The organism is Emticicia fontis (assembly GCF_054779675.1).
Genome location: NZ_BAAGXU010000017.1, coordinates 96,022 through 122,635 on the forward strand (window position 1 = coordinate 96,022; position 26,614 = coordinate 122,635).

The following is a 26,614-nucleotide window of genomic DNA, read 5'->3' on the forward strand; positions in this document are numbered from 1 at the left end:
TTATTGAATATTATATGGTGAATTAGACGAACCACCAGTTGAGCCTGAAGCACTTCCGGCACCTGGGATATTATAGGCAGGTGCACCAGATGGAGTTGAGGCGTTGGGGTTCGGTACATTGTAAGTATTGGTAGCGGCATTGGGGTCGTTCTGAATCAAATGAGTCATTACTTCTTGTGTTACATCTTTGCCGCCGCTTAATTGCGTAAATAAAGCACCAATGGTATAGATAGGGCCCCATGGAATACCCCACCAGCCTAAGAAAAAATTCATAAGAAGGTAGCCTGCAGAATGTTTAAATGAACTTTCGTCAGGTCTTATAAAATAAATGTCGGAGCTTCTCTGAAAAGTCATCACAACAATTGAGATAGTATAGGGGAAAATTACAAATTTTCCACCTTGGTTAACTAGATTTCTAACATCAGCAACAGAAAGATTCTCTACATTTTTGATTTGAGTAGACATATAAGGTATAATGTTTTAAGTTTAGGTAATAATAGAGCAGCACTACTTTATAAATAGTTTTTTACAATTCTATGAATGGTTTGCCCCAGGAAAACATCATCAGTAGGATCACCTATCGCGTTGAATTTCCATTCACTTCCTTTTTTGTATAGTTTACCCATGATTATAGACCTTTTACCAACATATTGGCTTTCAGCACTTACGTTATAAGAAGCAAAAACTTCTTTCACGTGGGTAGGTGTACCTTCATACATACGGATTTTGGAATAAGGAATTTGCGAGAAATCTTCTTTTCCTGCATTATTCAAAAAGAAAAAGATTTGTGCAACATTGCTTCCTATTTTAGATAAATCGACGGTGATGATTTCATTGTCAAGACCATCGTCTCCACCGGTATCTCCTTTTAAATCGTCACCGGTATGTCTTAGAGCCCCATCCACTGAGGCTAATTTACCCTTTGGCAGGCCAAATTGTTGAAGAACATCTACTCTATATAAAGGAGAATAAAGGTGATCGCAAAGATTATTCTGAGCATCAACCAAAATACAGCTCAAATCTAAGTCGACGCTTTGTACATTTTTAGATAAGCCAAAAAAAGCTTTAGTTTCAATACCACCCCAGTTTACGCCTACGCAAAAATTAGTAAGGGTTGTACCATTTTCTTTTCGAAGGTCAATTCTCTGACCTTTTGATAAATTGATTGCCATAATACAAAAGCGGTTTATTAGTTATAATGATTAAATAATCGTTTTTTATACTTTTCAGCTATATCTGTTTAAAAAATCTTCTAATCCACCTTTCATACCCATTCCAACAGCCTCGAATTTCCATTCATCGTTACGTTTGTAGATACGGCCGAATTCTACCGCTGTTTCAACAGAGAAGTCTTCTTCCAACTCATATTTTAATATTTCAACACCATTACTGTCTACAATTCTTACAATCGAATTTCTTACCTGTCCGAAGTTTTGTCTTCTGGCTTCAGCATCATAAATGGTAACTACAATGCAGATTTCTGTTGCCTGAGGATGGATTTTGGAAAGATCTACTTCTATTTGCTCATCATCACCATCACCGTCACCAGTCAGGTTATCTCCCGAGTGTTTCACCTCATCTTGCGGAGAGCTTAAATTATTAAAGAACACCAGATATTCGTCGCCGAGTAGTTTTTTGTTTTCTCCCAGTATAAATACAGAAGCATCTAGGTCAAAGCTTGACCCTGTGGTGGAATTGTTGGTGTCCCAACCAAGTCCAATCGTGAATTTAGGAACATTAATACTTTGTCTTTGTCCTTTCTGTAGGTTGATAGCCATAGTCTAAGATATTTTATGATACTTATGCAATAACGTTTTTAAATAATTCAAATTCTGTTGGTATGCTTCAATTGTATGATATTCGTTTCCGATAGCCATATCATAAAGAAGATTGATGAAACTCTCTGTTTGATCCTGAATAAAAAGATTGAATGCCATCGGCTCAGAATTAAGTATGTATTTTACAATTCGGGTATTGATGGCAAACGAATCGCCTTTAATAATTTCATTCAAATCAAAGATTGATTTCACCGCATAGTAATTCAGGTAATTCTCAATATTCGGGTGTATATCTTTGTTTACCAATTCGGCAAAATAAAGCAGATGTACTTCATTAATTAATTCATACTCTTTCAGCATACGGGTTATCATCATTTCATGACTTCCGGTAATTCTGATGTCATCGAGGAATAAGAGCACCTTTCCTCTTAAAAAATCTTTATCAATATGAAATCTGTCGTTCTTTATTAAATCGAATCTCTGTTGAGCGTTCAGTTCGCCATAGTCTTCTTTATAAGTAATAGTCCGCTGTACTTTAGCTTCTTGTACAATTTTTTTATTGTTTTCAGCTAACCATCTGTTTAAGGTAAAAACAAACTGGTTTTTCATCGCAAAAGTAGCAGTTGGAATAAAAGCATAAGGGCTTGAAATAACAACCATTTGCTTATCCGGACTATTATATTGAAATATTTGGTCAATCAATCCATTGGCTAAATCCCTGCCAAACTTTCCGGCGATATAACTGTCTCCAAATTTAAAACGACTGTAATCATCAGCCGAAAAGCCAAAATCCAGCTCGCTGGTTACTTTATGTAAAGAGAAAGTGTGGGTCATTTAATGAAATAGATTGTTGATCGTATAATTATTTGAATTAATCTGAAAAACCTGAATGCCTGCGGCCAGCCCACCATTAATATCAGCTATTGGGTTATCGCCTATATGCAAAATTTCATGCAATTGAATCGAACGCTCCTGACGTTTTTCTTGTGTCGTTTGAATCATTAACTCAAAAAAAGCTTTATTGGGCTTTGATAAACCTTCCTCATCAGAGTATAACTGGAAATCAAAATATTGCGATAAATTGAGTTCTGGTAGAATTTTACGCAAAGTTTTGCCCTCGATAAAAGCAGTATTACTCAATATGCTTATTGTGCTTTTCTGGTTTTGTTTTATTTTATCCAGCACCTCAGATGTATCTTTACTATAAACCAAAGGCATGTACTGAAAAAATAGAACTTCCATCTCCTTTTGCAGCCATTCGATATTTAAATCATGAAAGACTGGTTCATAGTCATTCATTTGATAAATAACCATCAGGTACATTTCACTGGAATCAATGTTTTTACCTGTTTTTTCATTGATATAGTTACAAGTCAAATCAACCTGTCTGATTATCTTTTTGATTTCATCAAGTGTTTTCTTTTTTGAATTGAAGTACTTATGAAAAAACAAAGCCCTTTGCTCTTTAAAATCAGGGTTTGATTTAATAAGAGTCAGCCACAAGTCAAATGAGTAATGTTTATATAAGTACATTTTACAAACTATATCAACTAAGCTATTCAGCTTATTAAAGTGTTTTTAGGTTATATCAAAAGAGGGGATATAAGATAAAATTCTGTTCTACAATAACTATTGAATATTGGTTTGTTATTGAGATTCTAATGGCCATGAACGAGAAGAATATTATGCAATTTTTAGTCAGCAACATAATATTGATTAATCAAGCAAATCATAAAGAGCAGTTTAATCTTTAGCTATAGTCATTCAGGATTCAACGTTCTTTACAAAAGTAATTATTCGTTTTGTATTTTAAGATATAATTTGTCCTTTAAAATATTTTGAAAGGAAAAAAGCAAGATCTTGTTTATACCCGATTCCGGAAGCTTCAAATTTCCATTTTGAATCACGTTTGTATAATCTGCCAAATTCAATTCCTGTTTCGATTGAAAAATCTTCATCAAGCTCATATTTCGCTATTTCATTACCGGTTGAATCATCCACAATACGGATATAAGAATTACGAACCTGTCCGAAGTTTTGTTTTCTGGCTACCCCCTCATGGATGGTCACAACGAATAAAATCTCATTAATAGAGCTATCAATTTTAGAAAGATCTACCTGTATTGTCTCATCGTCTCCGTGTTCGCTATTACCGCCAGTAGGGTCGTCGCCAGTATGATGTAATGCGGCATCAGGTGAGTCTACATTGCCGTAGAAAACAAAAAATTCTTCACGGGGGATCAATCTGTTTGAGTCAATCATGAAAGCTGAAGCATCCAGATCAAAGTCATGACCGGTGCCTTCATTTGGATTCCATCCAAGGCCAACACTGATTTTAGAAAGCCCTATATCAATTTTTTGACCTTTAGTTAATGTTATTGCCATTATTTTAGTTACTAGGTATGGTTTATGGTTAAATAGCTGCAAAATATAACTTTTCTTTCTGCCGTCAAAAAAATGCGTTTTTTTTTTATATAAAATTTTTATTTCCCCTTTCCATAATTTGAAACCTTAATATTTCGTCTTTTTTCACTCATATGTCTATCTTATTGGCAGCATGGATGCCATATAAAACTGATTTTATATCATGGTTTACTTATTGGTTTGATGATTGGTCCGGTCATTAAAGAATAGTGAAAAGAGGAAGTATAGTAAAGCCCATTTCATTTAAGTAATCAATGAATGATATAAACGAAAAAAGGCTCAGTTACCTGAACCTTCAATGAAATACCGTAAGAATTATTTTAGCTGCATTGTCCTAAAATGACCCATAAAATAATAAAGACAATTATGGTGCCGAAGCAACCACCACCTAATTTTTTTGCGCCGTAACCAGCCAATAGTCCTCTCAATAAATTATTCATGTCTTAATATCAGTTTGTAGAGTTATATATCATGTATATACGATAGAAAAAAGTAATCCTTTAAAAGATCAGACGATAGTGGGGTATTATCTCCACAAATTGCTTTGATGAAAATAAAAGTGGGATTTGAGTAATTTTTTTGGGGAAAAATTTCCCAGCATATGGAGTGATTACCCAAAATTAACTCCATATTTATTGCCTAATTCTTGCAATGCCTTTGCCGTTTCAGTAAGTAAGTCTACACCTTTTTCCCTTTGTTGTTTTTTCAATTCTAATCCTCTTGCTCCTGGCATTCTTACAGGTTTATCAGGGTCGATAGGTTCTGAATTAAGACATTGATTTTTGAAATATTCAGTTTCTCTTTTAAACGCCTCTTCCCCTGAGAGTCCTTGGGGGCTGATGATTTGCAGATAAACTGATGCCCCCCAAAGAGTAGGCATCTCAGACCTGCCATGGCCGCCTAAAGCACTGGTGAGTGCTTCAATCATGATACCCAGGCTAAAACCTTTATATCCACTATCTAATCCACCCAAAGGTAATATTGAGCCCGGAGGGGTAGCAAAAAAAGCAGCAGGGTCATTGCTTGAATTTCCTTTATTATCTAAAATCCAGTCATGCGGCAATTTTTCCTGATTTCGGTGAGAACGCGCTACTAAACCATTGGAAGTAGCCGACATACTCACGTCAATCATAATCGGGTCAGATTCTGTCGGAATTCCCACTGCCAAAGGATCTGGACTATAAACAGGCGTGAGGCCGCCGAAAGGGGCTACTGTTTTATTTCTTGGGTCAGAGCAAGCCAACAAAATCATGAAACCTTGTCTGGCTACCTTCTCTAAGTAAGCAGCCAGACAAGCAATATGATGTGATTTTTGTATCGTGACAATGGCAGTGCCGTATTGAGTTGCTCTTTTACAGGCTTCTTCAATCGCTTTATTAACCAGCCAGGGGCCAGGCAGATAATGGCCATCTAAAGCCAGAACTGCTCCCATATCGTTGAGCAGTTTTGCTTCCCCGATTTTGGTCATGGTATCTTTTTCTAATTCAGTCACATAAGCCGGAAGAAGTTGAAGACCATGCGTGCGATGCCCTAATAATTCTCCTTCAAGCAGTATATCGGCTGTATGAAAAGCTTTCTCTTCATCTAAGCCTGCCTGTTGTAATATATTCTGACTGAATTGTAAAAGTGCCTGCGAATCTTTCATATTAAGCAATAGCTTTAGCTACTGATGCTTTCATTTTTTCTATACCCATTTTAGCAGCCACCAAAGCATCCATCTTCCAGTATTCTTTATTGAAAATCTCTAATGACAATATAATAGGGGTATTTTTATTATGCAATTCTTTTAATATCTGGGTAATTGGGGCAACACCATCACCCGGTAGGATACGGTCTCCATCATTAATGGTTTCTCTTGGAGGTACTCCCGGATAATCGTTCATATGGAACATCTGAATAGAAGAACCACTGGCAGTTCTTAGACTATTAATATTAGAGCCTCCTTTATGTAAATGATATACATCCGTTAATACGCAGGCTTTAGGGTGGCCACTTTCAGAGGCGGCAAACAAAACTTCTCCAACTAAGTGAAGATTGGTAGAGAATCCCCACATCTCTAATTGAGGAATTACACCAAAATTATCACTTACCTCCAGAAGTTTACCATATCTTTCTGCTATTGCCTGTAAGCTAAGCACATTTCCGGTAGTAGCGCCAAAAGGAGGGGCTGCAATACGCTTACAGCCGATTTCGGCCAGCATAGCCATTTCTCTTTTATTTTGCTCCAAAGCCTTTTCGCGCTCAGTAGCATCATCTACTATCCATTTTGAAAAACCTATGGCATCTTCAATCGTTATACCCAGGTCAGCGGCTTTTTTCTTTACATCTTTCAGCTTACCGCCTTGTTCCTTGTATTTTTCTACAGTGCTTACCCATACTTCAATCGCATCGTATCCTGCTTTTGCGGCAGTTTCAATTTCTCCCATCAGTCCAAGATTCTGCTCTCTGATAGTACTGGTATTCAGGCTGAATTTAAAATTATGTGCAGCTTTTTTCTCTGAACCAGCCATAGCTTCTGGTAGACCCAAGCCTAATCCAGCACCTACAACCAGCGAGTTTTTTAATAAATTTCTTCTAGAAATAGCGTTTGTTTCCATCGGTAGTCTTAATAAGTATAATATGATTGAATGATAGTGGGGTAAAGATAAGGCTATCTGATTGAGTTTTCAAGCAAATGAGAACTTTAATGTCTCATTTTTAATGGTAGAAGTGTGAATCAGACACTTGTTGTAGACAAAAATAAAAAACAAAAGCATGAGTAAAATTTACCCATGCCTGATTGATAAAAAACTGATTATCTGGAACCAAAAACTGCGATTCACTATCGATGATTAAGATAAAGGCGGTTTCTGATTTGTGTTTAAAGTATTAAGCCTGAAAAGCAGGATTCATCGCCAGAAGTGCTTGTTCAGGGGCACTATGAAATAGTTTATAAAACTCAGCTGTTCGGCCTACGTGAATTTCATAAGTATCAGTTTCAAAAGCATTCAGTAAATCTTCTGCTACTACTGCCGGAGAAATACCATTTGCCCCACCAATCACTTGTGAGAAATCTGTATTGACTAATGGAGGCATTAGTTCAAATACTTTGACAGGTGTTTTAGTTAAGTACAGCCTCAACGATTGTGTATATGAGTGTAAAGCAGCCTTACTTGCTCCATAAGTAGATAAGACATGGTTTGGCGCAAAAGCGACAATTGAAGACACGTTGACAATAGCAGCTTCTTCCTGTTTGGTCAGCAATGGCAAAAGCTTTTCGTTTAGTCTGATGATAGACAGATAATTGGTAAGCATCTCGGTCTGTGCTTTTTCAAACGCCTGGTCTGTTTCTAATAAATTATTTAAAAAGGCACTTCCGGCATTATTAACTATTACATTCAGATTCGGGAAATCTTTATACAATATTTTTACCAATACTTCCACATCTTCTTCTTTACTGACATCGCCTACTAAAGGCGTCACGTTTTGTAGTTTAGCCGCTGCTTTGGCCAAACGATCACCATCACGGCCTACAATAATTACATGATTGCCTTGTTGGCTAAAAAGTCTGGCTATTTCAAAGCCGATTCCGGCGCTTCCTCCTGTTACAAGGATGGTATTCTGTGTTGTTTTCATTTTTTTCTTTGGTTTAATATTTCAAAATCAGACAAGTGCTTACACCGTGTGCATAAACCGTATTGTCTTTGTCAATTAATTGCGCTTCTACCAAGGCTGTTCGTCCACCTGCGTGAATGATTTTTCCTACGGCATGAAGTTCTTCTATTCTGGTTGTAATGGCTTTCAGAAAATTTACTTTTAGTTCTAAGGTTGTATAGCCGGTGCCCGCTTCAAGTATAGAATGCAGCGTGCATCCCATAGCCGAGTCAAGAATGGCTGAAATAACACCGCCATGTACACTACCTATTGGATTATAATGAAATTCTTGCGGCTGAAAAGAGAAGATAACCTTTCCTTTTTCAAGATGTGTCGGTTTGAAATCAAGGGTATGGAGTAGGGGAGGGAAAGGGATTTTACCGTCACCCATTGCCTGTAAATATTCAAGACCTGACATTTTCAAGGCTTTTGAAGCACCCTCTAAAGGATTCTCCCATTGGAAAGTTCTTTCTCTGTTTGGTGTAGTCATAATCTTATTATTTTATACCGTTCGGTATTTTATGTGCTAAAAAAATAAGCGTACACTAAACGTACGCTAAACAAGGTCTTTTATAATTTTTTCAACCGATTGTATCACGGCTTTTCTATAATTCAATTTGCCTGTTAGTTTGGTAATCATGAGCCCTCCTTCCAACATCGCAATCATCGTCAGAGCTGTATGTTCAGCATTTACATCAGGTCTGAACTCCTTCGTGTCGATTCCTTTTTGTATCAATGCCATAATACTATTTTTCCAGTTAGTGATGGCATTAGCTGCCTTTTCTTTTAAGGCTGGATGAGTATCGTCAGCCTCAATAGCCGTGTTCAGAATGGGGCAACCACCTACCGGAAAGGGATACTTTAAGAAATTTTCATAAACATTGGCATATACTAGTAATTTATCCTGAATAGTTTCCTGTTTTCTGATTTCCTCACTGATAATCTCTCCTACACATTTCATATTATAGTCAAAAGCAGCCAAAGCTACTTCATCTTTATTCAGGAAATTGCCATAAATACTACCCTTGGTTAAGCCGGTAGCATCAGTAATATCATTCAATGAAGTACCAGCATATCCTTTTACGTTGAAAATAGACGCTGTTTTTTCGATGATGAATTCTTTTGTCCTTGCTGCTTTGCTCATGTCCGAATCAAATTGTTGATGCAAAATTATACCATTCGGTATAATTTTGCAAGCATTATTTACTATTTTTTGTATTCATCAATGTTAAACGGTTTTTAATGATTGATTATCAGGTGATTACTTTACTAGTAAAGGTTCAAAATGATTCAGAGATTCATCGAAAATTACAAATTTTGCCGGAAAACCGGGTGCAATCTGTCCGATGCTTTGTTCCATACCTACAGCTTTTGCAGCTCGGATAGTACCCATTTTGATGGCCTCTTCAGTGCTGATGCCTACTTTTTGCACAGCATTTCTAACCCCATCAGCCATTGAGATAGCTGCTCCGGCCAGATTACCCTCTGAATTACGGTATTGTCCATCTTTCAGATAGGCATCAAATTCTTCCCATTGAAAATGCGTTACTTTATCGCCTACAAAAAGTGCATCAGAAATCAGAAATAATTTATCTTTCTTGATTTTATAGGCGATTCGCGCTGCTGCAAAATCACAATGAAAACCATCCAGAATGATTGGCGCATAAACATCCGGATTATCAAATGTAGCACCCACAACTCCGGGTTCACGGTGTCCCATTTGAGTCATGGCGTTGTAGAGGTGTGTACATAGACTAATACCCTTCTGATAGGCATAGTGCGCCTGTTTATAAGTAGCATTTGAGTGACCCAGAGAAAGTTTGATGCCACTATCCAGTAATAAATCTAGTTGTTCGTCGGTGAAGTTCTCGGCGGCAATCGTCATGATTTTTATCACATCTTTGCCGTATTTTATAATCTCTTCTAATTCAGCATTGGTAGGTTTCCTGACATAAGCAGCCAGATGCGCGCCGCGTTTAGCCAGATTCAGAAAAGGTCCTTCCAGGTGCATCCCTAATACCCCAGAATCAGGGTTTTTCTGCATAAAACTTTTGGTAGCTTCTATGCCTTTCAGTATATTTTCTAATGGCGAAGTAATCAGGCAGGGTAAAACATGGGTAGTGCCTAAAGCCAGACTTGATTCGTAAATATCCTGTATTGTCTCTTCGGTCGGGTATTGCGTAAAATACTGTTTTTCTCCACCATTGATATGCGTATCAATAAAACCCGGAGCTATGTGTTTGCCTGCCAGATCTATGGTACGGGCACTTTCATAACCAAAATTATCTACAGACTCCAGCGCTTTTATAAGCCCGTTTTCAATAACAATAGTTTGGTTTTCAAGTACTTGTGTGCCGGTATGAATAGTGGCATGAATAATAACAGTCTGCATAGGAAGAATAGTGCTGAATTTTTTGGCAAGTTATGAAAAAACTGTCTGAAAGTGGGGGCTTATATGAGATATAATTCTGCCATCTTGTCAGTAAATTTCGTATTGGCAAAAAAATTGATGCATTTTGCAAAAACAAAATTGTTTGAAAAATGGCAGAGAATAAAGAAGGTCAAGAAATAAAAGACGAGCAAACAGAAAATTTGGCAGAAGAAACAGTAAACGAAGGCGCAGAAACAGCTGAGACAGAAGATAAAGTAGCTCAACTGGAAGCACAAGTGGCAGAGGCAAAAGATAAATACCTACGTTTATATGCTGAATTTGAAAATTTCCGTCGCCGCACAGCTAAAGAAAAAATCGAAACAATACAGAATGCTTCTGAAGGTTTAATCAAAGAGTTAATTCCGGTAATTGATGATTTTGAGCGTGCCAACAAATCTTTTGAAACGGTAACAGAAGTAGAACCTCTGAAAGAAGGTATCTCTTTGATATTTAATAAACTACAAAAAACCTTGGCTTCTAAAGGCTTGAAACCGATGGAATCTAAAGACCAGGATTTTGATGTAGAACTACACGAGTGTATCACGCAATTTGCTGCGGGAGACGACAAGAAAGGAAAAGTGATTGATGAGGTAGAAAAAGGGTATTTTCTGAACGATAAGGTGATCCGTTACGCCAAAGTGGTAGTAGGTAGCTAAGAAAACAGAGAGCAATATAATATAATAGTATAGAAGATGAGTAAATGGTGAATGCAATTTGCCCATTTACTCATCGCATTTATATCACAATCATTATGGCACAAAAAAAAGATTATTACGAAGTATTAGGGGTAAGCAAAACTGCTACGGAAGATGAGCTGAAAAAAGCCTATCGGAAGCTGGCTATTCAATATCACCCTGATAAGAATCCGGGAGATAAGGCAGCCGAAGAGAAGTTTAAAGAAATAGCTGAAGCCTACGGAGTATTATCAGATGCCGAAAAACGCCAACGCTACGACCAGTTCGGGCATCAGGGCGTGGGTGGTGCCAGCGGATTTGGTGGTGCTGGTGCCGGAGTAAATATGGAAGATATTTTCAGCAGTGTATTTGGTGACGATAGCCCCTTTGGCAGTTTCTTTGGCGGTGGTGGCAGACGTGGTGCGGGTGGTCAACCTGTACGCAAAGGCTCAGACCTACGTATCAAACTAAAACTGGATCTGGAAGAAATAGCGAATGGTGTTGAGAAAAAGATAAAAGTAAAACGCTATGTTTCTTGTAATACCTGCGGTGGCAATGGTTCGAAAAATGGTAATTCACTGAAAACTTGTCAGACCTGTAGTGGTTCTGGTCAAATTCGTAAGACTGTGAGTACAATGCTTGGCCAGATGGTGTCCACTAGCACTTGTCATACTTGTCAGGGAGAAGGTAAAGTAATTGTAGAGCGTTGTGAAACCTGTTTTGGAGAAGGCCGTGTATTGAATGAAGACTTACTATCTATCAAAATTCCGGCAGGTGTAGGAGAAGGCATGCAGTTATCAATGACAGGCAAAGGAAACGTGCCAACCCGTGGCGGTGTAGCTGGCGATTTGCTGATAGTAATTGAAGAAGAAGAACATCCGGAATTGAAACGTGATGGCAACAATATCATCTATGATTTGAAACTGAACTTTGCTGATGCAGTTTTAGGAAAAGATACTGAAATACCAACCATTGGCGGTAAAGTAAAAATCAATATCAAACCTGGTACACAACCGGGAGAAGTATTGCGCCTGAAAGGCAAAGGTTTACAAGAAGTAAACAGCTATATCAAAGGTGACCAGTTGGTTCATGTAAATATTTATACGCCAACCAGTGTAACAAATGACGAAAAGGTAATTTTAGAAAGGCTCAGGGAAGCGCCAAACTTCCAGCCAAGAGCTACCAAAAACGATAAAGGCTTCTTTGATAGAATGAAAGATTTCTTTCATTGAGAACTAAGATAAATGAACCCTGCTTGATTGAAGCAGGGTTTTTTGTTTCCCCCATTTCTTGCTTTTAACATAATTTAAGTTCGATTTTTTCTAAACTCTCCCCTAAATTCTCTATTTTTGAGCCATCGTTCTGATTTGGGAATAGAATTCACCCCCTGAACTAAGCATTTATACATTTACTCACTATCAAATGAACAATTTTAAAAGGCTCAATAATATCGTTGGCTGGGCAATATTTGCCGTTTCATTGATTTCTTACACACTAACTGTTGAACCCACTGCAAGTTTCTGGGATTGTGGCGAATTTATCGCCTGTGCCTACAAACTACAAGTACCTCACCCTGCAGGTGCACCTTTCTTCTTATTAATTGGCCGTATGGCATCTTTATTAGCCGGAAGCGATGTAACCAAAGTAGCATTGATGATAAACATGGTGTCGGTCATTTCGAGTGCATTCACCATTCTGTTTATGTTCTGGACAATCTCTTTATTAGCACGTAAGGTATTTGGTAAAAAAGGAGAAGAACTTAACTCAACAGAAACTATCCTGGTTTTAGGTGCTAGTGCTGTGGGATCGTTGGTATATGCTTTCTCTGATTCTTTCTGGTTTTCGGCAGTTGAGGCAGAGGTATATGGTATGTCATCATTCTTTACAGCAATTGTAGTGTGGGCGGCTTTCCGTTGGGAATTGATAGAAGATGAATCAGACGCGAATCGCTGGTTGATATTTATTGCTTATTTAGTAGGTCTTTCTATTGGAGTTCACTTATTGAACCTCGTTACGATTCCTGCTTTAGCCTTGATTTATTATTATAAAAAGACCAAAAAAGTATCATGGAGAGGTGGTATCATTGCCTTTTTGATAGGAATGGTTGTGCTGGCTATTATCAACGTGGGTGTTATTACAGGTATCCCATCATTGGCATTTGGTTTTGAAAAACTATTTGTGAATAATTTGGGAATGCCATTCAGTTCAGGTAGTTTGTTCTTTGTGGTGTTATTAATTGGTGCAATGGCTTATTCTATATTCTATACCAACAAAAAAGGTATGGTGATTGCGAACACAGCTTTAGTTGCGTTTGCTTTTATTCTGATTGGTTATTCAAGCTATACCATTGCTTTGATTCGTTCAAACTACAATCCTCCAATCAACGAAAACAATCCTAGTAATGTTTTAAACTACGTTTCTTATCTGAAACGTGAACAATATGGTAGCCGTCCATTATTATATGGTCCGGTATTTACAGGTAAATTAGAGTCAATCGACAATGGTGACCCTATTTACAAAGTAGGTAAAGATAAATATGTACCATACGATCATAAACCTAATTATGTCTGGGCACCAAACAGTGAGAGTTTATTACCTCGTATGTGGAGTACTGATGCCAACCATCAGGCCATCTACCGTCAGGAAATGGGATTGTCTCCAGATCAGAAGCCTACACTGGTTACTAATATCATGTATATGTTCAAACGTCAGTTGGGATATATGTACTGGCGTTATTTCACCTGGAATTTCTGGGGTCGTTCGAGTGATATAGAAGGCGCAGGCCCAACGAATATTACTGAAACAAAGAATAGTTTACCTCCGGCAGTAAAAGAAAATCGTGGTAGAACCAACTTCTATGGTTTACCTGTAATCTTAGGTATCTTAGGTTTATTATACCATTATTTCCGTCGTGAACGCGATGCGCTGGTACTCTTATTATTGTTCGTTTTCACTGGTGTTGCCCTGGTTGTATTCCTGAATGCACCACCGGTTGAACCTCGTGAGCGTGATTATATCTATGTTGGTTCATTCTACATCTGGGCTATCTGGGTAGGTTTAGGGGTATTAGGCTTGTTTGATTATGCACTTAAATTTATTAAAAGCACACAGACAAGAGCTATTTCAGCAACCGTAATTGGATTAGCTGTACCTTTAATCATGCTTCCGCAAGCATGGAGAGGTCATGACCGTTCTAACCGTTACCATCAGGTCGATTTTGCTAAGAACTTATTGAATTCTTGTGCGAAAGATGCTATCCTGTTCACCGGAGGTGATAATGATACTTTCCCTCTTTGGTATGTACAAGAGGTAGAGGGCTTCCGCACAGACGTACGTGTTTGTAACCTGAGTTTATTAGGTACAGACTGGTATTGCGAGCAAATGAAACGTAAAACGTATGAGTCTGATCCATTGCCAATCTCATTCTCAACTGATCAGTTGTTAAGTGGTGTAAACGACCAGATTCCTTTCGTAGAGCGTTTGCAACAACCGATTAACCTGAAAGAATTCTTAGAGTTGGTAAAGAAAAATGACCCGGCTATTCAGATTCCTTTAACTACAGGCGAAAGCATCAACTCATTACCATCAGATAGTTTATTCCTTACTTACAATGTAGAGGACATAAAGAAACTGGGCTTCGTTGGTAAACAATATGAGCCATATTTATCTGGCCAGATGGTTTGGAATATCGGTAAACGTGATTTATTGAAAAACGATTTGATGCAATTGGAAATGATTGCCCAAAACAACTGGAAGCGACCAATCTATTTTGCCGGAACTTTGGCTAACGATAATTATCTGAATCTGAGAGATTATATGCAGTTAGAAGGATATGCGTATCGCCTGATGCCTTTCAGAATAGCTGCCGGAGATGATGGTTTTGTGAATACCGACGTGATGTATGACAATATGTTGAAGAAAATGTCATGGCGTGAAATGAACAATCCGAATGTATATTATGACTCTGAAACTTATCTGAAAGTTCCTGTTGTAACGGCTCGTTTAGCTTTCTTGCGTTTGACTGATCAATTGGTTAGGGAAGATAAAAAAGCAAAAGCGAAAGAGGTATTAGACTATGCGAATAAGGTTTTACCTGATAACACTATTCCTTACGATCAATTGTGTACGAACTATGTAATGTATTATTTTGAAGTAGGTGATAGCAAAAAGGCGATGCAGATAGCAGATATCATGGCTAAACGTGCAGACGAGAACCTGAAATACTTTACAGAGAAATCACAAAGAGTAAGTGCAGAATGGATGCCTGATAATGTGCAGCAGTTTATTGAAGTAAGTATGCGTAATTTGCAGATTTTAGCCAATGTTTGTAACCGCAACGGACAAACTGAAGCAGCTAAACGTTATGAAGCAATTTTTACTAAATACAATCGCAATTGATTTAACTAGTCATAACAAATAGTATAAAAATAGAGGCACGAACAATGCCTCTATTTTTATATCCAGCCAAATATCAGGTAACTCATATAACCGACTATCTCTTTAAGTACCAATTGTAGCGCTCCTATTGCACCACCGCCTGGCAAGAAATAAAAAATCGTCCATTGGCGTTCAAATGATAAATAATTAGAACCAAAGGGAGTAACCTTAACTCCAACTTTTTCAAAACACGCTAATGCTCTTTTCAGATGAAAGCCGGAAGTGATAAGTATATAACTTTGATTCGGGAATTGTTTTTTTAAGAGTCGGGCTGTATTCACCGCATTTTCATGTGTATTGGTAGAGGAATCTTCCAGATAAATATCATCTTTTGGTACACCGCTGATAATTAAATATCTGGCAATCTGGTCTATCTCTCGTGTGGTAGTTTTATACAAAACGGGTACCTCGCCACCGCTGATGATTATTTTCTTTATTTTGCCAAATTTATAAAGCTGAATTGCTTGTCCGATTCTATCGCTTGATCCACTCAGAAATATATTTTCGGCAGGTTTTAGGGTAGTATTGATGATGCTACCAGTCAGAACAATGCCAATATCATGTGGCTTGACGGTTGATATGGCAGTAGGAGGGACCTCCCAAAACAGGCAGATTTCATTAATAACAAAAGGTGCTGAGGTGAGATAGAAAAAAATCAGCGCGGCAACGATAGTTTTTCTAGATTTGGTACGATTTTTTGTGTAGATAGCATAAATCAATAAAATACAAATAATACCTACTGGCATAATAAAGAAAGTCAGTAACTTTGAAGCAATATGATACATGGCTTTTCGTTAGAAATGGAGTTATATTTCAGATATTAACAAGTTTTTAACAAAAACTCATAAATTAAGCACTTATCTTTGTTAATCAGATAGACATAGACTAAAAAATAAAAATATGCTTTTGAAACATTACCGAATACCCTTACTCGTACTGTCACTTTTCCTGGCAATCAGTGGAGCTTTTGCCCAACAACCCGGACACTCAATCAAGGTTCGTATGAAAGGTATACAAGAAGGGAAAACTTGCCATTTAGCCCATTTTTTTGGTTATAACCAATATATCAAAGTTGATTCGGCTAAAGTAGAAAATGGCTTATTGAATTTTCAGGGTAAAGACCCTCTCAAAGGAGGTATCTATCTGATTGTGTTATCACCATCAAAGTATTATGATTTTGCCGTTGATGGCAAAGAACAATTCATGGAGATAGAGAGTGATACAACAGATTTTGTAGGACACGTAAAGTTTAAAGGTTCAAAAGAAAACGATTTGCTTTTTGCTTATCGTAAGTTTTTACAAGATAAAAGCAAAGAGGCTGAAGGTATTTCTAATGCTTCTAAAGGTAAAACTGATCCTGCTTCGCAAGAAGCAACCCGTAAGCAAATGGAGAAAATTCAGGCAGATGTGGAGACTTACATGAAAGAATTCACGAAGACCAACGAAGGGACATTTGCATCGAAAGTTATCAAAGGTAATATGGAGCCTGAATTGCCAAAAGTATTACCTAAAAAAGCTAATGGCCGTCCAGATTCTACTTACTTGTTTAATTATTATAAAGGGCATTTCTTTGATAATATTGATTTCACTGACGACCGCCTGTTGCGTTCACCTTTCTTGCATAGCCGTGTAGAGCGTTATTTCAAAGACCTGGTATATCAGGTAACCGACTCTATCAATAGAGATGCTGATAAAGTATTGAAATTGGCAAAACCTAATCAGGAGGTTTACCGATTTGTATTGTGGCAAATCACGAATAAGTATGAGAATAATGAGATTGTTGGTTTAGATGGCGTATTTGTACATTTAGCCGAAAACTATTATCTCAAAAATGCGCCTTGGTTAGATTCTACCCAAAGAGCTAAATTCAAAGAAAGAGTAGACATTTTGAAACCTTTGCAGACAGGTCTTGTATTTCCTGAGTTAATTGTTACTGACTCGCTAGGCAAAGAATATTCCCCGATGCAAAGCAAAACCAAATATACCATCGTGCATTTTTATGATCCTGAATGTGGACATTGCAAAGAGTCAGCCCCTAAACTAATGGAGTTTTATCATGCCAATAAAGGTAAGGTGACTATCTACAATGTAAGTATCGTATATGATAAAAAGAAAATAAGCAATTTTGTGAATACTTATAAAACCGGAGAATTGCTGAATCTATGGGATGCTAAGGGCAGGTACTATTTCAGAAATAATTTTGACGTATATTCTACACCTACCAATTATATTCTCGATAAAGATAAGAAGATTATAGCCCGACGTATTCCGGTTGATAAATTAGAAGATTATATTAATTTCTACGAGCGCCAGCAGGTACAGAAAATGGCCAATGAAAACGGTGCTAAATAGCCCCCGCTCCTAAAGGGGTGCTAAGACAAAAAGGCTAATACATGCGAGTATTGGCCTTTTTGTTTTTCTGGTTTTAGCACCCCTTTAGGGGCAGGGGGTTCTTTTTTATTTGGTATAGAAGATGGTTTTATGTAATTTCAAGTATCTTTTTTGCTAATGAATCAGAATCCCGAAAATTAGCCACCTTTTATGCCAACCCAAAAAACTTTATTGCTCAAGTGTTTTTTTTTATCAGGAATTTTTCTGCTTAATCACGTTTATGCGCAGAAGCTGAACTATAAAATCGATCATTATGGTACTGAGAGAGGTCTCTCGCAAGGCTCTGTGTTTGCTATGCTGAAGGATTCAAGAGGCACTATGTGGTTTGGTACACAAGATGGGTTGAATAAATGGGATGGGGAATCTTTTACGGTTTTCAGACCATCAGAAAAGAAAAAAAATAGTATTGATGGCATTGAAATCAAGAAAATTATTGAGGATGAAAATGGTGATTTATGGATAGGTACCGAAAGTGCACTGAATCGCTATAGTTATACTTCTAGTAATTTCAGTAAGTATGTAATTAGAGACCAACAAGGCAGGATAGCTAAAAGTGAAGTCTTCCCGATTAAAGCCATGAATGGTATGGTTTGGTATTGGTCTGCTTTAGAGGGATTAGTCAAGCTGAATGTTAAAACCGGCCATAAACAGCTTGTATTGCCAAATCAATCATTCAAAACCAGCTATTTCCGAACAGTTAATTCTACTCAGTTTGATACACAAGGTAAACTATGGATTCATAGTTCTGATGCCATTATCAGATTAGACACCAATGCTGATAAAAAGGATAAGATTGAATATTACTTCTCTAATCACCCCAACAACAAAGCAGGTAAACCCCTTGAAATCATCAAGATTCTTCCTGTGAATAATATTCTTTGGATTGCTACTGCCGAAGGATTAGTTCGGTTTGATTATACACATAATGATATAAAACAAATTCAGGAGTTTGAGAAAGAAAGACCAATTAATGTAGTGTTTGATTTAGATACTGATGGTAAAGGGAATTTATGGCTGGGTACCGAAAAGAATGGATTATTGAGATATTCAATAGCAAATCAGAGTTTTTCTCAAATAAAGAATGAAGGTTTTTTAGATAAGAATAATTTATATATCAATGAGATAAGTCAGGTATATGTAGATTACGATGGCATTATCTGGGCCAATACCGATCCTTATGGTATTGACCGGATACAGATTCTTCCCAATAATCTAAGTAGTTTCCGGATACCCTTTCCTAAAGATTTTCCTAAGCAATTGCTCAACTATTCTGTCAGGTTCATTATAAAAGATGAAGCAAAGCAGCAATTAATTATGGGTACACAACAAAGTGGGCTTTGGATATTGAATGATAAGGATTTAAGTGTAATCAAGAGTTTTTATAATAGTAATACGCAAAATCCATTGCCTTCAAATACAATCAGATACCTTAAAAAAGATTCTTCAGACAGATTATGGATTGGTACTTCACAGGGCTTAGCGTTGAAGAAAGGTTCTAAAATTCAGAAATTGAATAATCCTAATGGAAAGGATGTGGTGTTGTCAAACTTTATCAGGTGTATAGAAGAAGATAAGGAGAACATGATTTTAGGCACAGAGGGAGGGATTTATTTCATCAGTAAACAGAATCAGCAATTTCTGAAAAAAGTACTTTTGCCTGCTAAACGAATTTCTTTGATTAAGAAGGTAGGAGTGGGTAGGTACTTTATTGGAGTATATAACGAGGGGCTCTGGGAATTGGAAACAAAAGATGATTTCAGCAGTTATACTACTTCTAAAATTATTCAGGATGGTATCCCGATTTGTGCGCAATTATCAAAAGACCAATCAAGTTGGTGGATTGGTACAAGTAAAGGCTTAATAAGGTACTCGGTAAAAGACAGAAAAACAGAAACGTTTACAACAGAAGATGGCCTGCCAAATAATTTTATTTATGCAATTGAAATAGATAAGAACAAGAACCTCTGGTTAAGTACCAATAGAGGAATTGCCCGTTTTGATATTTATCAGCAACGATTTACCGCCTTTAATCTGAATGATGGCTTGCAGGCTTATGAATTTAATGGATATAGTTCTTTTCAGGCATCAGACGGGGAAATGTTTTTTGGGGGAGTCAATGGAGTTAATCGATTTTATCCTGACAATATTACCAAAAGTATACTCACACCCAACTTTACCTTAAACAAAGAAGAAAATCAGCTTTTTGTGGGCAATCGTTGCATGGCATATGTCGATGAAGATAATCGCTATACAAGACCTGTATTAGAAGATAATACATTTATGAGTCGGTTTAAACTCACCGTAAATGATATCCCCAACTTCGGTTATTCAAATAAAACTGTATGGTTGATGATGCGTGTCATGAATCTGGCAGATAGACAATGGTTGATGGAAATAGCCAATAGCCGGATTAATGAAATAGATTTATTTGTGGTAGAAAATAACCGCATCATTAATTCTATAAAATTAGGTGACCATTTTCCATACCATTTGAATACCATTAAGGATGCCAATCCTATCTTTAAAATCGATATGATTGAAAATCAGGAATATGTTATTTTCTTGAAATGCAAAAGTACAGAAGATTTAAAGTTTCCTATCTATTTCTGGCAGGAGTCAGACCTTTTCCAGGCAATGTCAAATCGTAAGATAGTCTGGGGTATTTACTTTGGTTTTATCTTTCTGATAGTATTATATAATTTCTTTTTATGGCTCGTTATCCGAGATCAATCACTGGTCTATTATATCTTCTATGTATTATGTTTTGGAGGTTTACAAGCGGTGCTCTATGGCTTTTTTTATCAATATATCTGGTCAAATTCATGGTTAAATGATAGGGGGCATTTGATATTTCTGAATATATCTTCTTTCTTTATGATTTATTTCACCATTGAATTCTTAAATTTAAGAGCCAATCTTCCACGTTTAACTAAACCCATACAGTGGTTTTCTTACGCCATTTTGTTATTTAGTTTTACTCTGCTTTTTCATTATGAATGGTATTCTAATTTCATCAGTATAGGGCTAACTTTTATTTTATTGCTTATTCAGGCTTATATAGTGTATAATTATGTTTCCCTTAATATCCGCATCATCTGGCTTTATGCGCTGGCCATGGTAAGTATTTCAATAGCAGCTATTATTGTAGCTTTAAAAAACCTGAATGTTATCCCTGCTATGAATCAGGAGTATTACCTTATGGTAGGTTCCATGCTTGAAATCGTTTTGTTTTCAGTAGCCTTTGGAGATAAACTGCGCCGCAGCCAGAAAGAACAACAAAGGCAACAAATGCTCAGAAATGAGATATCTACTAATCTACACGACGACCTGGCGGCCTCATTAAGTAGTCTTACGATGTTTTCAGAATTGAATCGTATGAAGTTTCAGAAATCAAGGCCGGAAACCTCAGAGATTTTTAGTAAAATAAGTACACGTTCCAGAGAAATGATGAGACAGGTACGAGAAGCCGTATATGACATAAATCCGCAAAATGATGATTCTGCCGAATGGCTTGACCGTATGGTGCAATTTGCGAGGGAAATGCTTTCAGCCAAGCAAATAGAACTAAATCTGGCTATTGACGAAAATATACCTAAGCAATCTTTATCAACTCAGCATAGACGGAATTTATACCTTTTCTTCAAAGAAGCTATTAATAATATAGCCAAGCACTCCGAAGCAACCGAAGTGAAAATTAGCATTGATTTGGTTTCATCAACTTTTGAAAAACAAGGTAAGCTGATTATTGGTGATAACGGGAAAGGTTTTGATCTCAATGAATTCCATCAGGGAAATGGATTGATAAACTTTCAGAAAAGAGCAGAAACGCTCGGCGGAAAGGTAGAGATTAGCTCAGAAATTGGAAAAGGTACGAAAATTGAATTAACTTTTATCTTTCAATAAGCTTTATGCAGCATGTATCCTACTAATTTTAGTAGTTGTTCAGCACAAGGATTATCATGAATTTTACGGAAACTCTTTCGACTACTTATGATACGTGTAACTATTTTTGAAGATATTAAAGAAATCAGGGAATTATTGGCTGAGACCATCAGAGTAGCGGAAGAATTAATTTTGACGGGTGCTTATCCAAATGCGAACGAGGCTGTTAAAATCATTCGCAGGGATAAACCGGATGTCATATTGATGGATATTCAGATGCCCGGCATTACGGGCATTGAAGCCGTGCAACAAATCAAAGCAGAATTCCCGGATGTACAGATTCTGATGCAAACGGTCTTTGAAGACAATGCCCGGATTTTTGCGTCTATTTGTGCCGGAGCAAGTGGATATATCCTAAAAGATTCAAGCCCTGAACGTTATATAGAAGCCATTATTGAAGTATCGCAGGGAGGTTCACCCATGCCACCTGTAATAGCACGAAAAGTATGGACGATGTTTCAACAACAAAACCAGACTTTTGTGAAGGAGGAGTATAAAGAATTATCTGTGAATGAACAAAAAGTATTAGACTGCCTGGTAAAAGGTATGAGTTATAAACTTATTGCCGACGAATGCAAAATAAGCATTTCAACTGTTAATTTTCATCTCAAAAATATCTACAGAAAGCTTCATGTCAATTCTGCAACTGAAGCCATTTCAAAAGCTGTGAAACGACAGATTGTATAATTTCTTAAAGTATTTTCCGCATTATACCCATGAAAAAACTAATTTTTATCTTACTATATGTAAGTCAATTCACTATGGCTCAATCATTCATTGGAGACTGGTATGGCAATATACAAAATGTCAACGGAAGTCTTCCCGCTGAAATGCACTTAAAAGTATCCGCCAATAATAGCATTGAAGGACAATTAATCGTTTTGTCTAATGGAAATAAAGATAGTTACCTATTAAAAGGGAATATCAATGCCACAAATGCAAGTGGTACATTGACTTATAAGGATGGAACTATATTTAATTTTTCTATGCAAATAACGAATGCCCAAATCAGACAAGAGGTAAGTTATAATGGACAAGTAATTTTAAATGGAACATTCATCAAACAAAATACGAATACAGGTGTAGTAACTACACCAAATTCAGATAATCTTTATCGTGACCCTAATCTGGTAGGTAAATGGGAAATGCAGGAAAACTATTCAAGTAATGGAGGCTTTTATGGAGGCACAAGTAGTGCAATCATACTTAACGCTGATGGCACGATAGACGATGGAGGCTCGAGCTCGTATGTAAGCGGACCAAATAGCTCAGGCAAGTCAACTGGTGGAGGTAACAAAATGATTGCCGAAGCCAAGGCAATGGGCGCAAGATGGTATACAAAAGGAAATATTTTTTACTGGCGTCTCACGGTGAATGGAAAAATGACAGATGTAGCAAATTCGAAGTATTATATAGAAAAAGGAGCTCTGCTATTAACTGATTTAAAAACTGGTAAAAAGCAATTGTATTATAAAAAATAAGAAGATTTACGAGCAATGCACCTACTAACTTTAGTAGGTGCATTGTGCTTTTTTATGGTTTAGCTTTGTAGCGATCAAATAACAGATGAGACCATGAAAAAAATACTTTTACTTCTTTTCGTAGTGGCGGCTTTTCAGGCAAAAGCACAGTTTGTTGAAGCAAGAACAGATAGCTTTCAAACCAAAGTACCAATCAGATTGATGAACTTGGGCGAGGGCTTTGGTAAAGTACTCACTTCAGATGCTTTAGGCAGAGCAACCTGGCAGACGCCGGTGAGTTTATGGACAATAGCAGGGGCAGGAGGGAATGAGATAAGAAATACTAATACAGGAGGATTCTGGTCAAGCTATAGTAGTCTGGTACCTATAGGAGCTACAGATATAACTAATCCTGCTACCGCACCGGTATCTGGTGGAGGTACAAGGATGATGTGGATTCCCTCAAGAAGTGCCTTTCGGTGTGGTTCGGTTGATGGCAATGCCTGGGATGCCAATAATATAGGGCTTCATTCTTTTGCAACAGGTTATAACTCTTCTGCCACCGGAACCGGAAACGTCGCTATTGGTACAGGTGCCATTTCAGACGGTACTTCTAATACAATTGCTATCGGAGAAGGTGCTTATGCTACTGGAGCCAGAAATATGGCTTTTGGCATAGGAGCGATTGCAGATGGAACTTCAAACACGATTGCTATCGGAGAAAACGCTCATGCTTCCGGGAGCGGAGGTATGGCCTTTGGGGTTGGTGCTTTTGCCGACGGGTCTGTTCGGGCAATTGCTATTGGAGAAAACACCCGGGCCTCTGGTAATAATAGTACGGCAATTGGCACGGGTACATTAGCCAATGCTTATTATTCTGTTGCTTTAGGGTATTATAATTCGCCTATTACAAGTGCCAGTGCAACAAGCTGGGTAAGTACAGATCCTTTGTTATATGTTGGTAATGGTCAAAGTGCCGTAAACCAAAGCAATGCAATGGTGATTCAGAAAAATGGGGTAATCAATATTAATGTAACACCTACTATCTCTACAGCTTTTAGATTAAAATTAGGTGGCAGTATGTCTGCCACCGGAACAGTGCAAGCTTCAAATTTAAGGTCTACTGGTCTTGCAGGCGCTGGCGACCGCCATGTATGTACTGATGCAAGCGGTAATCTGATAGAATGTGCAGCAAGTGAAATCAAGACTCTTTATTATAATGTATCCGCTTTAGGGTTTCACCCTGTTTTATCAAGTACTACTCCTTCTACTGCTTTCTTTAGAAATGTAGAGAGAGCTTTAATTTCATTTGCTAATGGTACTAAAAGTGGCGATGCCCATGCCTTTGCTCCGGTAGAGTTACCTGATGGGGTCAAAATGGTAAAAATGCTGATGAATTATAAACAGAATTCAGGTGGAACGATGAAGCTGACTTTTTATAGTGTCGAAAAACAAACAGATGCCGTAGGAACAGTGCAAGCAATTATAAGCAGTGCAGTGGGTGCCGGGTCTATTCAGGAAACCAGTATAAACTTCGATAAAGACATAATTATTGATAATAGCAAGTATTACTATTACTTGAAACTAGAAACAGTATCTAATTGGCAAGGAACAGATATGGCCTTGAGGGGAGTAATTTTTTCATATACAAAATAATGTAGATCATGGAAACAATCAGAATCAGTAAAAAGGACATAAGTCCAAATGATATTCTTTATCTCGAATCACAAGGAAATTATACGATGCTTTATCTAAGTAATAATAGAAAAACGTTGAGTTCGAGAACCTTGCAGATATTTGAACAAAAGCTGAAAGACTATAATTTTTATCGCGTTAGTAGAAGTCATATTATTAATTTTTCAGCAATCGAATGGTTTAACTCAGGTTATAACGAGATGAGTATCTTGCTGAAAAACGGTGTTCGGTTTTCAGTATCACGCAGACGCAGAAAATTATTCAGTAAGATTAATTTATAAACAATTCTATTGAGTAAACGCATAATTTAATAGTAACTCTGAATTACCAACCGCATAACTAGCACTTTTTAGGGACTTCGACCTACGCTGTTTGGCCTAATAATAACCCTTTTTAGATTTAAAACCCCAAAGAAAATGTTTAAAAAATGTTTTCCGTTGATTTTTTTGTCTTTAATATTCGGCAAGGTATTCGCACAAACCACTTTTTCAGAAGATAGTCTACGCTACTTTTTAGATAATCAAATCATAAAGATTGGCTTTGATAAGCGAATGGGTGGAGCAATCAGCTATTTTGCCCGATTACCCAATGGTGTAAACATGATTAATAACCACGATGCGGGTAGACAAGCTGGCTTCGAAACCCGTATATATCCAGACCAGCCCTCTACCTGGAAGCCATACAGTAATGCTAAATATCTTACGGAATTATTCCCTTATGCAGGTGGAGCCACACGAGAATGGAACGGCTTGGTTCAGGGGAGTTTTTATAACGATTATATTACCAATACTGACAATCTGGGAGGTTTGCCCGAAGAGATAAAGTTCGATGAAAGTACAGGCGTTTTGTACTTGAAAGCAAAATTGTGGGAGTGGGGTTTTGTAAAGGATAGTTCTGGCATTTACAAGAAAATAGATACAGGGGCTTATAATGAGTATTGGGTAAGTATGGAAGGGATTTCAGTACATTTTTCAGTAAAACAAACCAGAAATATACCCTATTTTGTAAGTAACTCTAATACTGGTATTTCTTTGAATGTGTTCATCAATCTCAATTTCCCCTTTGCTGAAAGATGGCAAACCTATAACGAAACGCAACCTTACACTAATCAGCCTGTATTTTATAGAACAAATTTACCTCCTGGTGAACCTAATCTTGAAAATTTCTGGGCTAAGAGTACAGAAAACTGGGTGGCTATGACAAACCAGTTTAATTTTGGGATGGGCATTTATACCGACGACCCTCGTTTTAGTTTTTTGTATGGCGAGAAACAGTTTAAAAATGAATGCCCTTTCGAACGAGCAAATTGCCTTGATGAAGAAAAATACTCATTTGGCACATTTTCGTTTAGTACCTATAGTTTTCCTTGTGGCGAACTTTGTACCAATCCAGATAATTCTACTACATTAAATTTCAGTTTTCTGGCAGGTACAATCGACGAGATTCGTCAGTTTGCCTATGATAAACACGCTAATCCTTGCGCGCATTCAATTGTATTAAGTAGTGTCAACGATGATTTGGATGAAACGACAACCAAAAAATCAAAGCTATTGATTGAGGCTAATAATACGATTTCTGAATCTTCGATTACTTATGAGACAGGAAAATTCATCCTCTTGAAACCTGGTTTTAAAGTAGAAAATGGCGCTTCCTTTCATGCGAAGGTATCTGTTAATCCTTGTAATTGATAACTAATACATAATATTGGAAAAGGCCTTTTTTATTTTAACTTTGTTTCAAAAAAAGCCT

23 protein-coding genes are annotated in these 26,614 nt (G+C 37.2%); 10 read left to right on the top strand and 13 right to left on the bottom strand.

From position 1 onward, the window contains the following. The 12 genes from ACYVFA_RS09985 to nagA all read right to left on the bottom strand — a co-directional run bounded on the left by ACYVFA_RS09985 (position 1) and on the right by nagA (position 10,227). Positions 1-465, bottom strand: coding sequence for a hypothetical protein (locus tag ACYVFA_RS09985; protein WP_460471683.1), 465 nt, complete (start codon positions 463-465; stop codon positions 1-3). 47 nt (positions 466-512) lie between these two features. Next, positions 513-1,172, bottom strand: a complete 660-nt coding sequence (locus ACYVFA_RS09990; RefSeq protein WP_460471684.1) for a TerD family protein — start codon at positions 1,170-1,172, stop codon at positions 513-515. Between the two features lie 54 nt (positions 1,173-1,226). Continuing rightward, positions 1,227-1,778: a TerD family protein gene (locus ACYVFA_RS09995; protein WP_460471685.1), complete on the bottom strand. Its 552-nt coding sequence runs from the start codon at positions 1,776-1,778 to the stop codon at positions 1,227-1,229. A 3-nt stretch (positions 1,779-1,781) separates the two neighbouring features. Further along, a complete protein-coding gene (locus ACYVFA_RS10000; protein ID WP_460471686.1) occupies positions 1,782-2,612 on the bottom strand; it encodes a phosphoribosyltransferase family protein in 831 nt (276 codons plus the stop codon). Further along, a complete protein-coding gene (locus tag ACYVFA_RS10005; protein WP_460471687.1) occupies positions 2,613-3,311 on the bottom strand; it encodes an HAD family hydrolase in 699 nt (232 codons plus the stop codon). A gap of 276 nt (positions 3,312-3,587) precedes the next feature. Further along, positions 3,588-4,163 carry a TerD family protein gene (locus ACYVFA_RS10010; protein WP_460471688.1) on the bottom strand — a complete coding sequence of 192 codons (576 nt, stop codon included), beginning with the start codon at positions 4,161-4,163 and terminating at the stop codon, positions 3,588-3,590. 649 nt (positions 4,164-4,812) lie between these two features. Further along, positions 4,813-5,847, bottom strand: coding sequence for an Ldh family oxidoreductase (locus ACYVFA_RS10015; RefSeq protein ID WP_460471689.1), 1,035 nt, complete (start codon positions 5,845-5,847; stop codon positions 4,813-4,815). 1 nt (position 5,848) lies between these two features. Then, entirely contained in the window at positions 5,849-6,799 is a 951-nt protein-coding gene (locus ACYVFA_RS10020; RefSeq protein ID WP_460471690.1) for a sugar phosphate isomerase/epimerase family protein, read from the bottom strand. A 271-nt stretch (positions 6,800-7,070) separates the two neighbouring features. Next, the gene (locus ACYVFA_RS10025) at positions 7,071-7,817 is read right to left on the bottom strand and encodes an SDR family oxidoreductase (protein WP_460471691.1); all 747 of its coding nucleotides are present in this window, start codon (positions 7,815-7,817) and stop codon (positions 7,071-7,073) included. A 13-nt stretch (positions 7,818-7,830) separates the two neighbouring features. After that, complete coding sequence (locus ACYVFA_RS10030) at positions 7,831-8,325, bottom strand: PaaI family thioesterase (protein WP_460471692.1); 495 nt, start codon at positions 8,323-8,325, stop codon at positions 7,831-7,833. A gap of 66 nt (positions 8,326-8,391) precedes the next feature. Further along, the gene (locus ACYVFA_RS10035) at positions 8,392-8,979 is read right to left on the bottom strand and encodes a TetR/AcrR family transcriptional regulator (RefSeq protein ID WP_460471693.1); all 588 of its coding nucleotides are present in this window, start codon (positions 8,977-8,979) and stop codon (positions 8,392-8,394) included. A gap of 117 nt (positions 8,980-9,096) precedes the next feature. After that, positions 9,097-10,227, bottom strand: coding sequence for an N-acetylglucosamine-6-phosphate deacetylase (gene nagA, locus ACYVFA_RS10040; protein ID WP_460471694.1), 1,131 nt, complete (start codon positions 10,225-10,227; stop codon positions 9,097-9,099). A 149-nt stretch (positions 10,228-10,376) separates the two neighbouring features. Here nagA and ACYVFA_RS10045 point away from each other — a divergent pair, with 149 nt between their 5' ends. The 3 genes from ACYVFA_RS10045 to ACYVFA_RS10055 all read left to right on the top strand — a co-directional run bounded on the left by ACYVFA_RS10045 (position 10,377) and on the right by ACYVFA_RS10055 (position 15,338). Beyond that, on the top strand, positions 10,377-10,922 hold the full coding sequence (locus ACYVFA_RS10045) for a nucleotide exchange factor GrpE (protein WP_460471695.1): 546 nt from the start codon (positions 10,377-10,379) through the stop codon (positions 10,920-10,922). A 95-nt stretch (positions 10,923-11,017) separates the two neighbouring features. Then, positions 11,018-12,172 carry a molecular chaperone DnaJ gene (dnaJ, locus tag ACYVFA_RS10050; protein ID WP_460471696.1) on the top strand — a complete coding sequence of 385 codons (1,155 nt, stop codon included), beginning with the start codon at positions 11,018-11,020 and terminating at the stop codon, positions 12,170-12,172. A 190-nt stretch (positions 12,173-12,362) separates the two neighbouring features. Then, the gene (locus ACYVFA_RS10055) at positions 12,363-15,338 is read left to right on the top strand and encodes a glycosyltransferase family 117 protein (protein WP_460471697.1); all 2,976 of its coding nucleotides are present in this window, start codon (positions 12,363-12,365) and stop codon (positions 15,336-15,338) included. A gap of 56 nt (positions 15,339-15,394) precedes the next feature. On the opposite strand, the gene ACYVFA_RS10060 is transcribed toward ACYVFA_RS10055, so the two are convergent. After that, entirely contained in the window at positions 15,395-16,162 is a 768-nt protein-coding gene (locus tag ACYVFA_RS10060; protein ID WP_460471698.1) for a YdcF family protein, read from the bottom strand. Between the two features lie 115 nt (positions 16,163-16,277). Here ACYVFA_RS10060 and ACYVFA_RS10065 point away from each other — a divergent pair, with 115 nt between their 5' ends. From ACYVFA_RS10065 to ACYVFA_RS10095, 7 genes are all read left to right on the top strand, one after another. Beyond that, positions 16,278-17,729, top strand: a complete 1,452-nt coding sequence (locus tag ACYVFA_RS10065) for a thioredoxin-like domain-containing protein (protein ID WP_460471699.1) — start codon at positions 16,278-16,280, stop codon at positions 17,727-17,729. Between the two features lie 189 nt (positions 17,730-17,918). Next, positions 17,919-21,671, top strand: coding sequence for a sensor histidine kinase (locus tag ACYVFA_RS10070; RefSeq protein ID WP_460471700.1), 3,753 nt, complete (start codon positions 17,919-17,921; stop codon positions 21,669-21,671). 87 nt (positions 21,672-21,758) lie between these two features. Beyond that, positions 21,759-22,397 carry a response regulator gene (locus ACYVFA_RS10075; RefSeq protein ID WP_460471701.1) on the top strand — a complete coding sequence of 213 codons (639 nt, stop codon included), beginning with the start codon at positions 21,759-21,761 and terminating at the stop codon, positions 22,395-22,397. Positions 22,398-22,426: 29 nt separating this feature from the next. Then, positions 22,427-23,191, top strand: coding sequence for a hypothetical protein (locus ACYVFA_RS10080; protein ID WP_460471702.1), 765 nt, complete (start codon positions 22,427-22,429; stop codon positions 23,189-23,191). Positions 23,192-23,284: 93 nt separating this feature from the next. Then, a complete protein-coding gene (locus ACYVFA_RS10085) occupies positions 23,285-24,826 on the top strand; it encodes a hypothetical protein (RefSeq protein WP_460471703.1) in 1,542 nt (513 codons plus the stop codon). An 8-nt stretch (positions 24,827-24,834) separates the two neighbouring features. Further along, positions 24,835-25,146 carry a LytR/AlgR family response regulator transcription factor gene (locus ACYVFA_RS10090; protein WP_460471704.1) on the top strand — a complete coding sequence of 104 codons (312 nt, stop codon included), beginning with the start codon at positions 24,835-24,837 and terminating at the stop codon, positions 25,144-25,146. Positions 25,147-25,281: 135 nt separating this feature from the next. Further along, positions 25,282-26,553 (top strand): 3-coathanger stack domain-containing protein, encoded by a 1,272-nt coding sequence (locus tag ACYVFA_RS10095; protein WP_460471705.1) that lies wholly within the window; start codon positions 25,282-25,284, stop codon positions 26,551-26,553. Positions 26,554-26,614 lie beyond the last annotated feature (61 nt).

Bases quoted from the DNA above. Each gene is read 5' to 3' on its own strand.
- ACYVFA_RS09985 (WP_460471683.1), bottom strand. From the start codon at position 465: ATGTCTACTCAAATCAAAAATGTAGAGAATCTTTCTGTTGCTGATGTT.
- ACYVFA_RS09990 (WP_460471684.1), bottom strand. From the start codon at position 1,172: ATGGCAATCAATTTATCAAAAGGTCAGAGAATTGACCTTCGAAAAGAA.
- ACYVFA_RS09995 (WP_460471685.1), bottom strand. From the start codon at position 1,778: ATGGCTATCAACCTACAGAAAGGACAAAGACAAAGTATTAATGTTCCT.
- ACYVFA_RS10000 (WP_460471686.1), bottom strand. From the start codon at position 2,612: ATGACCCACACTTTCTCTTTACATAAAGTAACCAGCGAGCTGGATTTT.
- ACYVFA_RS10005 (WP_460471687.1), bottom strand. From the start codon at position 3,311: ATGTACTTATATAAACATTACTCATTTGACTTGTGGCTGACTCTTATT.
- ACYVFA_RS10010 (WP_460471688.1), bottom strand. From the start codon at position 4,163: ATGGCAATAACATTAACTAAAGGTCAAAAAATTGATATAGGGCTTTCT.
- ACYVFA_RS10015 (WP_460471689.1), bottom strand. From the start codon at position 5,847: ATGAAAGATTCGCAGGCACTTTTACAATTCAGTCAGAATATATTACAA.
- ACYVFA_RS10020 (WP_460471690.1), bottom strand. From the start codon at position 6,799: ATGGAAACAAACGCTATTTCTAGAAGAAATTTATTAAAAAACTCGCTG.
- ACYVFA_RS10025 (WP_460471691.1), bottom strand. From the start codon at position 7,817: ATGAAAACAACACAGAATACCATCCTTGTAACAGGAGGAAGCGCCGGA.
- ACYVFA_RS10030 (WP_460471692.1), bottom strand. From the start codon at position 8,325: ATGACTACACCAAACAGAGAAAGAACTTTCCAATGGGAGAATCCTTTA.
- ACYVFA_RS10035 (WP_460471693.1), bottom strand. From the start codon at position 8,979: ATGAGCAAAGCAGCAAGGACAAAAGAATTCATCATCGAAAAAACAGCG.
- nagA (WP_460471694.1), bottom strand. From the start codon at position 10,227: ATGCAGACTGTTATTATTCATGCCACTATTCATACCGGCACACAAGTA.
- ACYVFA_RS10045 (WP_460471695.1), top strand. From the start codon at position 10,377: ATGGCAGAGAATAAAGAAGGTCAAGAAATAAAAGACGAGCAAACAGAA.
- dnaJ (WP_460471696.1), top strand. From the start codon at position 11,018: ATGGCACAAAAAAAAGATTATTACGAAGTATTAGGGGTAAGCAAAACT.
- ACYVFA_RS10055 (WP_460471697.1), top strand. From the start codon at position 12,363: ATGAACAATTTTAAAAGGCTCAATAATATCGTTGGCTGGGCAATATTT.
- ACYVFA_RS10060 (WP_460471698.1), bottom strand. From the start codon at position 16,162: ATGTATCATATTGCTTCAAAGTTACTGACTTTCTTTATTATGCCAGTA.
- ACYVFA_RS10065 (WP_460471699.1), top strand. From the start codon at position 16,278: ATGCTTTTGAAACATTACCGAATACCCTTACTCGTACTGTCACTTTTC.
- ACYVFA_RS10070 (WP_460471700.1), top strand. From the start codon at position 17,919: ATGCCAACCCAAAAAACTTTATTGCTCAAGTGTTTTTTTTTATCAGGA.
- ACYVFA_RS10075 (WP_460471701.1), top strand. From the start codon at position 21,759: ATGATACGTGTAACTATTTTTGAAGATATTAAAGAAATCAGGGAATTA.
- ACYVFA_RS10080 (WP_460471702.1), top strand. From the start codon at position 22,427: ATGAAAAAACTAATTTTTATCTTACTATATGTAAGTCAATTCACTATG.
- ACYVFA_RS10085 (WP_460471703.1), top strand. From the start codon at position 23,285: ATGAAAAAAATACTTTTACTTCTTTTCGTAGTGGCGGCTTTTCAGGCA.
- ACYVFA_RS10090 (WP_460471704.1), top strand. From the start codon at position 24,835: ATGGAAACAATCAGAATCAGTAAAAAGGACATAAGTCCAAATGATATT.
- ACYVFA_RS10095 (WP_460471705.1), top strand. From the start codon at position 25,282: ATGTTTAAAAAATGTTTTCCGTTGATTTTTTTGTCTTTAATATTCGGC.